At 59.5% G+C, this 11,506-nt stretch carries 13 protein-coding genes and 1 tRNA gene; 10 read left to right on the top strand and 4 right to left on the bottom strand.

What is annotated here, in order from left to right:
• Positions 1–278 precede the first annotated feature (278 nt).
• The 9 genes from L3X40_RS10740 to L3X40_RS10700 are packed head-to-tail and all read left to right on the top strand — an operon-like array spanning position 279 to position 4,881.
• Positions 279–791: a hypothetical protein gene (locus L3X40_RS10740; RefSeq protein ID WP_237365638.1), complete on the top strand. Its 513-nt coding sequence runs from the start codon at positions 279–281 to the stop codon at positions 789–791.
• Complete coding sequence (locus L3X40_RS10735) at positions 781–1,362, top strand: hypothetical protein (RefSeq protein ID WP_237365637.1); 582 nt, start codon at positions 781–783, stop codon at positions 1,360–1,362. Before L3X40_RS10740 ends, L3X40_RS10735 begins: the two co-directional genes overlap by 11 nt.
• Positions 1,352–1,588, top strand: coding sequence for a hypothetical protein (locus L3X40_RS10730; protein WP_237365636.1), 237 nt, complete (start codon positions 1,352–1,354; stop codon positions 1,586–1,588). Before L3X40_RS10735 ends, L3X40_RS10730 begins: the two co-directional genes overlap by 11 nt.
• A complete protein-coding gene (locus L3X40_RS10725; RefSeq protein WP_237365635.1) occupies positions 1,585–2,067 on the top strand; it encodes a hypothetical protein in 483 nt (160 codons plus the stop codon). Before L3X40_RS10730 ends, L3X40_RS10725 begins: the two co-directional genes overlap by 4 nt.
• Complete coding sequence (locus tag L3X40_RS10720; RefSeq protein WP_237365634.1) at positions 2,064–2,480, top strand: hypothetical protein; 417 nt, start codon at positions 2,064–2,066, stop codon at positions 2,478–2,480. The genes L3X40_RS10725 and L3X40_RS10720 overlap by 4 nt, the downstream gene beginning before the upstream one ends.
• A gap of 35 nt (positions 2,481–2,515) precedes the next feature.
• On the top strand, positions 2,516–2,686 hold the full coding sequence (locus L3X40_RS10715) for a hypothetical protein (protein ID WP_237365633.1): 171 nt from the start codon (positions 2,516–2,518) through the stop codon (positions 2,684–2,686).
• Entirely contained in the window at positions 2,683–2,874 is a 192-nt protein-coding gene (locus tag L3X40_RS10710) for a hypothetical protein (RefSeq protein WP_237365632.1), read from the top strand. The genes L3X40_RS10715 and L3X40_RS10710 overlap by 4 nt, the downstream gene beginning before the upstream one ends.
• Positions 2,871–4,220, top strand: coding sequence for a hypothetical protein (locus tag L3X40_RS10705; protein ID WP_237365631.1), 1,350 nt, complete (start codon positions 2,871–2,873; stop codon positions 4,218–4,220). Before L3X40_RS10710 ends, L3X40_RS10705 begins: the two co-directional genes overlap by 4 nt.
• On the top strand, positions 4,207–4,881 hold the full coding sequence (locus L3X40_RS10700) for a hypothetical protein (protein WP_237365630.1): 675 nt from the start codon (positions 4,207–4,209) through the stop codon (positions 4,879–4,881). Before L3X40_RS10705 ends, L3X40_RS10700 begins: the two co-directional genes overlap by 14 nt.
• Here L3X40_RS10700 and L3X40_RS10695 read toward each other — a convergent pair.
• Positions 4,878–5,438 (bottom strand): hypothetical protein, encoded by a 561-nt coding sequence (locus tag L3X40_RS10695; protein WP_237365629.1) that lies wholly within the window; start codon positions 5,436–5,438, stop codon positions 4,878–4,880. The genes L3X40_RS10700 and L3X40_RS10695 overlap by 4 nt on opposite strands.
• 266 nt (positions 5,439–5,704) lie before the next feature.
• On the opposite strand from L3X40_RS10695, the gene L3X40_RS10690 reads away from it, so the two are divergent.
• The gene (locus L3X40_RS10690; protein WP_237365628.1) at positions 5,705–6,103 is read left to right on the top strand and encodes a hypothetical protein; all 399 of its coding nucleotides are present in this window, start codon (positions 5,705–5,707) and stop codon (positions 6,101–6,103) included.
• Positions 6,104–6,251: 148 nt separating this feature from the next.
• Here L3X40_RS10690 and L3X40_RS10685 read toward each other — a convergent pair.
• From L3X40_RS10685 to glyS, 3 genes are all read right to left on the bottom strand, one after another.
• Positions 6,252–6,328 (bottom strand) — tRNA-Arg (locus tag L3X40_RS10685).
• A gap of 68 nt (positions 6,329–6,396) precedes the next feature.
• Positions 6,397–9,063, bottom strand: a complete 2,667-nt coding sequence (gene ppdK / locus L3X40_RS10680) for a pyruvate, phosphate dikinase (RefSeq protein WP_237365627.1) — start codon at positions 9,061–9,063, stop codon at positions 6,397–6,399.
• Between the two features lie 91 nt (positions 9,064–9,154).
• Positions 9,155–11,485: a glycine--tRNA ligase subunit beta gene (gene glyS, locus L3X40_RS10675; RefSeq protein ID WP_237365626.1), complete on the bottom strand. Its 2,331-nt coding sequence runs from the start codon at positions 11,483–11,485 to the stop codon at positions 9,155–9,157.
• Positions 11,486–11,506: the final 21 nt, after the last annotated feature.

Below are 11,506 nucleotides of genomic sequence, written 5' to 3'. Positions count from 1 at the left end.
GAAATGCCAACGTCTGATTACACTCAATAATGCCATATCGATCACTCCATGTTGCCTCCAAACCTGCGTCCGGAGGTGGTTCAAACATGGGTCAGTTCTCGACGGAAATTTATATCCCTCCCGGGTCAACTCTCAGCGGTAATCAACAAAGCGCGGCGCATCGCCACCCCCTATCCCTCTCGGTGCGGACATATTGCGGACACAGAACGCCATTCACCGATATATCCTTGGATTTCCAAAGCATTGACTTGCATACCCCTCTGACTATGGTTCTAATTATGAGTGAAAAACTGCCCGCCCTTACAGATGAATTGAGGCCAGCGCCAAAGAAGCGTGGGCGCAAGCCCGGTGGCGGCAAGGTGCCTGGATCGGGACGCAAGCCCGGTGGCAAGAACAAGATCCCGACCGACATGCGTTCGGTCATCCTTGCGCGAGGCAAGCCGCTGGAACTGCTTTGCGATATCAGTCGCGGCGTGAAGATCCGCGTTGGCCCTCAGGCTGGCCCCAGTGAGGCACAATACACCTACCCTACCCTTCAGGAGCGTGCGGCGGCGGCGAAGATACTGATCGACAAGCTTCTGCCTGCCGCCTCCGTCGATAGCAGCACAGGCCAGCCGATGGCTGATAACGCCGACCTCGACCTTGCAACCCGAGCGGGCAAACTGGACATCGCCAAGCGCCTTGCGTTCGTGCTGAAGCAGGGCACCCAGGCGCTGGATGAACGAATTGCAGCCGGTGAAGCCGGTGAGAATGTCGCCCTCCTACGCAAAGGAAACCACAATGCAGGCTGAAGCCATCCCCATCGCTGATCGGATCGAGTCCGCCAATGCCCTCCTGGCCGACCTGGAGGCCGAACAGGGCGCGGCGGTGCTTGATGGCAAGCCCTTCGATCCTGCCCCCATCGCGGCCCTGCGGCATGAACTGGAGGCCCTCTCCGCTGCGGAGGCTGAGACGGTACGGCGTGACCGCAAGGCCGCTGCGCTTCAGGCGGAGGACGCTCGCGAGCTATCCCGCACCGCAGCCGAGAGCGAAGCCGCCGATCTGCTCAAGGCAGTCGCCAAGGTCGAGAAGATGTTTTCCGGGGCCGCCGATGCCATTGAGGCCATGTTGGCGTCCGCCCAGCGACTGAGTGTCCATATGCGCGCAGCCGGAATTGGACGGCCAATGATCCTGGACAAGTACGCCCTTCGCTCAGCCCTGTCGCGCTCGATGGGAGCTGAGATGGCCCGCCTGCACGAACCGGGCAGGTTCGGGAATATCTACTGGCGCGGCATCCCTCCCAAGCCAGAGTGGGACAAGACGAAATCTGAAATCCGGGCTGTTGCGGCCTCAACGAAAGGGAAAGCTGAACATGACCTCTAAAATTCTCGGCGAATACAGCAACGCCATCCGAAACTTCGAACTCTCACTTAGATCTGCACAGATCGCGGCAGGCGAATTGCGGACCAAGGCCTCGGCTCTAGGGGTCGAAGTCTTCACCGCTGAAGACAACGACAGGATCGCGGGGATTTATGCCGCCTCGACCCTGAATCTCTCAGACCGCTATGGCGATGTCGTCGCAGCGGTCAAAGCAAGGAAACTGACATGACACTATCCGCTACCGCTGAAAAGACCGCTGCACCTGTCGAGATCAAGCGCCCTCGCGCTGATCGCCATGCCATGAAGCTGGAAGAACAGCATCGCCGCCGCTGGTTTCTTCAGGCCCCTTTGGGAACGACGCAAGAGGATGTCCGCTATCCTGATTTCTTCGCGCAGCTTGCCCGGCAATTCGCGCGGCATGATATTGTGACGGTCCTGGCCCCGGATGAAAGTTGGGAGATGGAGCTTGTCGTAGAGGCCGTGCGTCATGGCGAAGTCGAATGCAGTCCCCGCAAGGTTTTCACCCGCAAGGGCATCGGCTCCACCCACACGCCGGTAGCGCCCGGCTTCCATGCCGAATACCGCGCCGGGTCGGGATGGTGCGTCATTCGCCAGTCTGACGGCTTCGCTGTTGAGCGCGGGCATGGTCTGGAGTCCATCGCTATTGCAGCCTGGCAGCGCGCACAGCCGCGTCCGGTGATGCAATGAGGAACGTTTCCTACATCGCCAACCTTCCCTCGATCCTGTCCGAGTCGGCAGCAATCGAAAGCGAGATGGGCACGCAGGCCTATTGGAACGATGAGGCCAAGCAGGCGCGGTATCGCGAATTGCAAACCCAAAAGGGCGAAGTGACGGCTCCGGCCGGGGATGATGGCGGCGGCGAAGTGCTGGAGGTCTTTGGCCCAGCCGAATATGCGGCTGAACATGGAACGACGGCGGGCTACAACACGTATCTCGATGCGTCGCGCGGGGCCGCTGACGTGCTTCTTGGCATGGGGGCATCGGATCGGCTGCGATCACATCCAGCTTCGAGAGCCTGCCTGATGATGTGGCGAGGGCCTGCATCCATGAACTGTTGTCGAGCCGACCAGCGGTGGACTGGTCGGATGATGACGACGTAGCATATTTCGCCGGGTTGCCGGAGGGGGCTGTTCTCGTGGCTGAATGGGGGCAGGACGCCCGCCGCCTTCATGCTGTGGTGAAGGCGCGGTTACTCAGGGTGGTGGATGCGCTGGACACTGAGGGCGACATTGACGCCTTTCTCGACTGGCATGAGCGCCTTTCGACCGGCGCGAAGATTGCGCTGTATCGGAAGCTGGCGGCGTGACGGGCAAGGTTGAATGGGAGGGGACGGCCGATGAGCTGGCTGCATATGCCGAAAAGATTGGTCTTCCTCCCGCCCTTTCCTTCGGCGTCCTGGGCCATCTCGTGGCTGATCTGGACTTCCATCTCTGGCGCGGTGAGGATGGCAAGGTCCATCTGTCGGTCGATGAAGTGACGGAGTTGCCGGAATGACTGATCTTGTCTCGAAATACCGCTATGAAGGCCCGGAACCGGAGCAGCCTGACGGCGACCCGCTTGACAGCCTATGGGCCGAGGATAGGGCCGCGCGCACTTCGGTCCAACTAAGGCAATCCGCTGACCCGGAAAAGACAGCGCGTGCAAACACGCTGTCGCGGCAGTTTGGCGTTCCGGCGCAGATTGTCGAAGGGCAATTACAAACCTTTGAACAGCAAGAGGCCATCAGGAAAAACCAAGAGTTGATACGGCAATACCCCGCTATCGGCAAATGGTCGGCGGACCCGCGCAATCTGGCGGCGGCTGCGGATGATTATGACAGCCTGGGCAAGATAGGTGCTGCCATGCGGCGCAAAGTGGAAGCCGACAAAGTGGACTTCCTTACCGGCAGTGGTTTCTTTGATCGAATGGGGGATATGTTCAAGCGCGGCGTCTATATCGCGGATCACGGTGCTGCGCGGGCACGGTCCGCGTTGCAGGAATGGTCCGCAGATAATCCCCTCCCGTGGACCAGTGAAGAGAACCGCAGGCGCGCACAGACAGACGCGGCGGCGTCTCGGGCGCGTGCGCGCATCTTCCGTGGGGCCTCGTCAACTGATATTGCTGGGGAAACCACCTGGCAGGATGTGAAGGACCGCAGAAGCGTAGGCGCTGTTGGCGGCTTTGTTCTCGATCAAGGGGTTGGTTCCCTCCCAGGCATGGCCGTGGCTGGCCTTTCCCTTCCGCTCTACGTCATTGGCCAGGCTGGTAACATCGCACAGGACCGCGCCGAGAATGATGCGCGAGGGGACGCCACCATAGGCGATTTGGGCACGGCGCTGCCTGCTGCGGCCCTGAGCGGTTATCTGGAGCGCCTTGGTATCCAATCGATCTTTGGGGGCGTCGGAAAGACGGCATTAAAGCGGGTCGGGCAGGCAGCGGCCGGTGAGGCGACGACCGAATTTCTGCAATCCGGGATTGAATATGCTGGTGGCACGGTCGGGACGGAACGTGGTTTTGATCTTGGTGAAGCGCTGGAGCAAGGCTTTGCCGGGGCGATAGCTGGCGCTGGCATGGGCGGTGGCCTTCGTGGGGCTGGTGAAGGCTTCTCAATTTCGTCCCGTCCTGCGGTAAGGCTGGTGCAACGCATCCGTCAGGCCGATGCGGCCCTGAACGACGCGGCCATCATCGACCAGTTGGGCGAAGCCGCTGCTGCGTCCAGGTTGCGGGTTCGCGACAATGAAGCTTTCTCAGGCTTCGTCAGGACGATGGGTGAGGATGCGGGGGTGGAATACGCCTATTTCCCTGCCCAGGCACACCCCGATTATTTCCAGTCCAGGGAGTTTGGTCATGTCGATGGCTAATCTCATCGTACAGCCCGACGCGGCCTACATCGCCACCGACTCCGGCTATTTCCGGAAGGACGGGACCATTATCGGGTTCTATCCCAAGGCCATGGAACTGGCCGACCAGTCGATTGCGATTGCGTCCGTGGGTTCGCTGCATCTCGGCTATCTTGCGCGGGAACTTCAGAAATGGCCTGATCGTAAAGGCTGGAGTCAGATTGAAATGCTGGCCCGGCTGCCCGGCATCGTGAAGGACGCTTATGCGTCTTCAGGGTTGGATAATTCGGAAAGGTGGTCCCGGTTCGTCATCGGCTTCTATTCGCACAAGCTCCAGCGGGCGCTGGGAATGACCTTTTTCACGGCTGATTCTGGCGGCCCGAGCGACAAGAAGCCCTGGGTTCTCTATCCTGCCCCGGTGGTCCTGATGCCGCTCCTGGCGATGGGGGAGGTGTATGATGGACCGGTCAATCTGGCCGATCCGTCGTTCTTCGATCCGCACCGGGATGTCATGCCCATGGTGGAGGCTCAGCGCCGCAAATGCGGGGGCTGGGGCGGTATCGCGGAAGGATGCAGCGCCGTCGCTGGCGAGATCGTTCTTACTGCCGTGACCCGCGATGGGATCACACACACGGTTCTGCATGAATATCCCGATCAGGTCGGGCAGAAGGCGGCGGCTTAAGGCTCCTGAATGTAGCGTGGTAGTTTCTTCAATTCTGGGGGCCATTTTGGTTTTTCCAAAGAGCCTGAATAGGTGCTGACAAGGCTCTCAATGCCATCGCCTTGCGCCCCTAATTCCTTCTGGAGCGCCGCGCCGTAGGCCATGAGCATGTGGAGATGCGACGACATTTCCGCCAGCTTTTCAATCGTGAGGGTATCCTGATGGTATTTTAACCGCCCGCCCTTGCCACTCAATGAGAGCAAGCCGCCTACGCCTGCCTTCACTCCGAAAATGCCGTGAACGTAATAGTTCCGATAATCCACCATGACCCGATAGCCCGTCACGAAATGATCGATGTGCTGTCGGATGTGCGAAAATTTCTTGTCGCGCCCCGCCGCGCGCAAAGCGTCACAGAGAGGCTGGTTTTTGATTTCAGCGGCAACAGCCATCGCAGTTTCGCCTTCACCAAGGAGCAACTGCAAGATTTGTCGTGCTGACAACTCGCAGTGATTCCAGAAGAGCATGAACTCGATGAACCGGACGGAGAATTTACCTAAACCAATGCCTTCTTGGTTCATGCGCCCAGTTTCTCTACCAATATCCGCCTGATTGCGTCCGGGCGAGATTTCGGCGGGTCGTCCTGATCCGAAGCCCATTCGTCCAGGGCTTTCAACTGATCGGGTTCTATGCGCAAATGGATAGACACCGCTCCTGTCGGCGGCCTTCCCTTTTTTCTCGTACCAGTTATTGCTTGGGTCATTATTTTCTGGTACTCGAAAAAGCGAACCGAGGCAAGGAGGCTACCTTACCCCGGCTCTCACCACACAACCCCATGGAGGTTATAATGGCTACAGAAACTCTACACCCGGAATCCGATGAGGCAATGGCTGCCCGCATCGACGCAGTTCTCAAGCGGGTATTGCCGGATGACGGCCCCACCTATGTCATCACCGCGCCGCAACTGGAAACGATCAGGGAAGCGCTGGAGCATGGCGCGAAACTGGAAAAATTCGGGCACGCTGCCAACGCCACACTATACGCCATCGATGAGATGGAAGCCTTTCAGGGCCTGCCGGTCGTCGAGGATGATCGCATCAAGCAAGAGATGGGAAACTTCCTGCTCGACCGCCTGACCGCCGACGCACGGGCACTGGACCCGGGGCTGGAAAAATACGGCGACATATCCATGGCGCTGGACATGGTGGAGCGCCTCGCCGTCGAAGCGCAACCCGCCGCCGCCTAAAACTGCCCACCACCATCACCATGCGCCCTGGCTTCGGCTGGGGCGTTTTTTGTGAGCCGTCCATATCGGACATAGCGCGGACACGGATTCGCGGCGGACACAAGCACGCCCTAGAACTGTCGATAATCTCTTGATTTTAAAGGGAAAATGGTGCGCCCGGAGCGATTCGAACGCCCGACCCTCAGATTCGTAGTCTGATGCTCTATCCAGCTGAGCTACGGGCGCTTGGGAGTGCCGCAAATAGGCGGGGGCGCTGGTTCTGGCAACCCCCTTTTTGCCCATTTTCGTAATATTTATCCCCTGGCCTGCAATGCAGCCTGCGCTGCTGCGAGCCGTGCGATAGGTACGCGATAGGGAGATGCCGAGACGTAATCCAGGCCCGTTTTCTCGCAGAAAGCAATCGACGCCGGGTCGCCGCCATGCTCCCCGCAAATGCCCAGCTTGATGTCCGGGCGGGTCGCACGTCCGCGCTCCACCGCGAGTTCGATAAGCTGGCCGACGCCTTCAATATCCAGACTAACGAACGGGTCGCGGGGAAAGATGCCCTTGTCGACATATTGCGTCAGGAATCGGCCCGCATCGTCGCGGCTGATGCCGATGGTCGTCTGCGTCAGATCATTGGTGCCGAAGGAGAAGAACTCACCGACTTCCGCGATTTCTGCGGCTTTCAATGCCGCGCGAGGCAGCTCGATCATCGTGCCGACGAGATATTCTATGGTCCGGCCTTTTTCAGCAAACACCGCTTGCGCGGCATTGTCGACGACCGCCTTCATCAGTTCCAGTTCCTTGCGCGTGGCAACCAGCGGGATCATGACTTCAGGAATTGGCGCATCGCCCGATTCATTGGCAACATCAATCGCCGCTTCAAATATGGCGCGGGCCTGAATTTCATAGATTTCAGGATAAGTAACGCCCAGGCGACAGCCACGGTGGCCGAGCATGGGATTGAATTCATGCAGTTCGGCGGCGCGACGCTTCAAGGCGTCCACACCGATGCCTGCGGCTTCGGCCACTTCAGCGAACTCCGCCTCGCCATGGGGCAGGAATTCGTGCAACGGCGGATCGAGCAGGCGGATGGTAACAGGCAGGCCTGCCATCACACGGAAGATTTCGGTGAAGTCGCTGCGCTGTTCGGGCAGCAACTTGGCAAGTGCCTCCCGTCTGCCTTTCTCACTGTCCGCAAGGATCATCTGGCGGACAGCGGTGATGCGGGCGGCGTCAAAGAACATATGTTCCGTGCGGCACAGACCAACGCCCTCCGCGCCGAATTCGCGTGCGACCTGGCAATCCTGCGGCGTTTCGGCATTGGCACGCACCTTCAGGCGGCGGACCTTGTCGGCCCAGACCATCAGCGTCCCGAAGTCGCCAGCCAATTCAGGCTGCACGGTGGGAACTTCGCCCGCCATCACTTCGCCCGACGAACCGTCGATGGTGATGGTATCGCCTTCGACCAGCTTGCGGCCGCCGACATTAAGGACGCAGTTCTTCGCGTCGATGGACAGCCCGCCAGCGCCCGAAACGCAAGGACGGCCCATGCCGCGCGCCACCACGGCGGCATGTGACGTCATACCGCCACGCGCGGTCAGTATGCCCTTGGCCGCGTGCATGCCGTGAATGTCTTCCGGGCTGGTTTCGATGCGGACCAGGATGACCGCTTCGCCAAGTTCCGCCCGGCGCTCGGCAGCGTCTGCATCGAACACGATGATGCCGCTTGCCGCACCCGGAGAGGCGGGCAGCCCCTTGGTCAGCACATCGCGCGGCGCCTTGGGATCGAGCGTGGGATGAAGAAGCTGGTCGAGCGCGGCAGGGTCGACGCGGGCAATCGCCTCTTCTTCAGTTATCAGCCCCTCATTGGCCATATCGACAGCAATTTTCAGGGCCGCCTTTGCGGTGCGCTTGCCCGAACGCGTCTGGAGCATCCAGAGCTTGCCCTGCTGCACCGTGAACTCGATGTCCTGCATGTCGCGGTAATGGGTTTCGAGAATGTTGAAGACCTTCACCAGTTCGGCAAAGGTTTCGGGCATTGCCTCTTCCATCGACAGCGGCTTTGCCCCTGCCCGCTCCCGCGCCTGACGGGTCAGATATTGGGGTGTGCGGATGCCCGCGACGACATCTTCGCCCTGCGCGTTGATCAGGAACTCGCCATAATAGATGTTTTCGCCGGTCGCCGGATCGCGCGTGAAGGCAACGCCTGTGGCCGATGTGTCGCCCATATTGCCGAACACCATCGCCTGCACATTGACGGCCGTTCCCCAATCACCGGGAATGGAATTGATGCGGCGATACACTTTGGCGCGGTCGGCCTGCCAACTACCAAAAACCGCGCTGATCGCACCCCAAAGCTGATCATGTACATCAAGGGGAAAGGGTTTGCCCCATTCGTCCTGAACGATTTTCTTGTATTCCGCGACCAATGCCTTCCAGTCATCTGCGCTCATTTCGGTATCGAGCGCGTAGCCGTTGTTTTCCTTGGCAATCTCCAGCGCTTCTTCGAACGCACCATGGTCGAGGCCGAGGACGACGTCGGCATACATCTGAACAAAGCGACGATAGCTGTCCCAGGCAAAGCGTTCATCGCCACTGATGGCGGCAAGGCCCGCAACGGTTTCGTCATTCAGGCCAAGGTTAAGGACGGTGTCCATCATGCCCGGCATGGAAACGCGGGCACCCGAACGAACGGATACGAGCAACGGATCGGATGCATCGCCAAAACGCTTGCCGGTCACGCCCTCAATATGCGCGATGCCCGCCTTCACCTGTTCATAGAGGCTTTCGGGATAGGTTTCCCCTTCCTCGTAATAACGAGTGCACATCTCGGTGGTGATAGTGAAACCAGGAGGCACCGGCAGGCCGATGGAAGCCATGCCGTCCAGATTGGCGCCCTTGCCCCCAAGGAGGTTCTTATCGCCATTACCGCCGTCGGACACATTCCCACCGAAACGGTACACATATTTGGTCATCTAACTCTCATCCCTACATTGATGAAGTCAGGCCATGGGCCTGGAAGTTTAGGAAGTTTAGGGTTGTGACGCCCATGCGTTCGCCACCCAATCAACCTTCAATTCTTGAAAAATCAGCTACTTGATGGACGGCATTGCGAACACGTATGAGGATGCCCAATCTTGCCGTGCGTTTGTCCTTATCAGCGTCATTCACCGTCACCTTGTCAAAGAAGGCATCGATCGGCGCACGCAACAAAGCGAGCGCGGACATCGCGCCTTCGAAGTCCTCCGCCTTAACTGCATCCGCCGCCCGTGGTTCCGCCACGTCCAGCGCGGCGATAAGCGCAGCTTCTTCATTTTCCGGCGCATAGGGAAGGGAAATTGTGGGAGAGCCGTCGAATTGTTCCTTTTTCAGGATATTCGCGGCGCGGCGGTAGCCAGTGAGCAAGTTCGCGCCGTCCTCTGTCGCGACGAAGGATTGCAGCGCCTTCACGCGGGCGAGCAGGCGGACGAGGTCATCCTCTCCGCCGAGGGCGAATACGGCGTCGATGAGGTCGTGGCGGACTCCTGCTTCGCGTTGCTGGACTTTGAGGCGGTCGGCGAAGAAGTCGAGGAGTTCTTCCACGGCCGAATGATAGGCTTCAACAATTTGCTCATTTTCGGGCGTTAAATCTCGTCTCCGAAGAACTTCGAGCAAGATGCCGAGGTCAGGAGTCTTTCCTAGGGCATCGGATAGAGCAAGGTAGACGTCTTCTACAAAGTCAGTCTTGAGGGCTTTAACCTCTTGCTTATAATGTTGAAAGGAGGCGGCGATCAGAACGACCGTAAGATTTGCCCGTAACTCGTTAACTTGCAACAATTGTAGAATGGCTAGAGCTGCACGCCTCAGTGCAAATGGATCCTTCGAACCCGTGGGCGGCATTCCCTCACCAAAAAAGCCGACCAACGTATCCAGCTTATCCGCCAAGCTCACCGCCACTGTGACCGGATCGGTGGGCACGTCGTCGCCGTGCCCGACCGGCTTGTAATGGTCGCGGATGGCGTTGGCGACTTCCGCTGGCAATCCTTCGGCGCGGGCGTAATATCCGCCCATAAGACCTTGAAGTTCAGGGAATTCTCCGACCATTTCGGTGACGAGATCGGCCTTGCAGAGACGGGCTGCCTGTTCGGCCATGTTTGCCAGTTGCTCCCTCTCCCCTTCAGGGGAGAGGGTTGGGGTGTGGGGGCTGTCCTGCGAACTTGATGGAGCGCTGGAGGTGGGGACAGCCCCCTCTCCCAACCCTCTCCCCTGAAGGGGAGAGGGCTTTATGATGCCTTCTTCCACCAGCCATCGTGCCAATTTCGCTATGCGGTCGACCTTGTCCGCTACCGTACCCAGCTTTTCGTGGAAAACGATGCGGTCGAGTTTTTTCGCGTGGTCCGCCAGACTGGTCTTGCGGTCCTGTTCCCAGAAGAAACGGGCATCGGACAGGCGCGCGGCCAGCACTTTCTGGTTGCCTGCCACAATGGCTTTGCCGCCGTCATGCGCGTCAATGTTGGCGGTGCAGATGAAGGCGGGGGCGAGTTTGCCGTTTGCATCCTGCACCGCGAAATATTTCTGGTTGGTGCGCATGGTGAGCTGGATCACCTCTGGCGGGACTTCCAGAAATGCGGGGTCGAAATGGCCCAAAAGGGGCACCGGCCATTCGGTCAGACCCGCATTTTCGGCCACCAGTCCCTTGTCGTCCACCAGCGTCAGACCAGCGGCCTTGGCAGCAGCTTTTGCTTTTTCTTCAATAAGTTGCTGGCGTTCTTTCTGATCCACGATGACATGGCACAGACGCAGTTTTTCGGCATAATCATGGGCGTTGCCGATCGTGATCGCGCCCGGATGGTGAAAGCGATGGCCGACGGTAGCGCTGCCCGAACAGACGCCATCGATTTCGAAATCCACCACATCGTCGCCCAACAGCGCGATGATGCCCTGTAGCGGGCGGACCCAGCGGAGGCTTTCCGTAGTCTGGCTGGCCTTGCCCCAGCGCATCGATTTGGGCCAGGGGAAGGCGCGGACGATGGCGGGCACGATCTCCGCAATCACGTCCGCCGTGGCGCGACCCGGTTTTTCGATGACGGCAAAGAGGATCGCATTGCCCTTCGCATCCGCGCGCTCGACAAGCTGGTCACGGGTCAGGCCGGTGGACCGCAGGAAGCCTTCGAGTGCCTGCGCGGGTGCGTCGGCGCGGGGGCCTTTGCGTTCTTCCGTTACCGCTTGCGTTTCAAGCGGCAGGCCGTGTGCAATCAGCGCGAGGCGACGGGGCGTGACGTAACTCGTCAACCGCTCGGCCTTCAGCCCCGCTTCAGCCAGCTTTTCCGTGAACATGCGGGCAAGGTCATCCGACGCCTTCGCCTGCATGCGCGCGGGGATTTCTTCCGACAGGAGTTCGAGGAGGAAGTCAGTCATGACGGCCCCCACAGGCCGTCA

The organism is Rhizorhapis sp. SPR117, from assembly GCF_021742065.1.
Note: the sequence above shows the minus strand (reverse complement) of the source record. Positions and strands in the feature narration are given on the sequence as shown.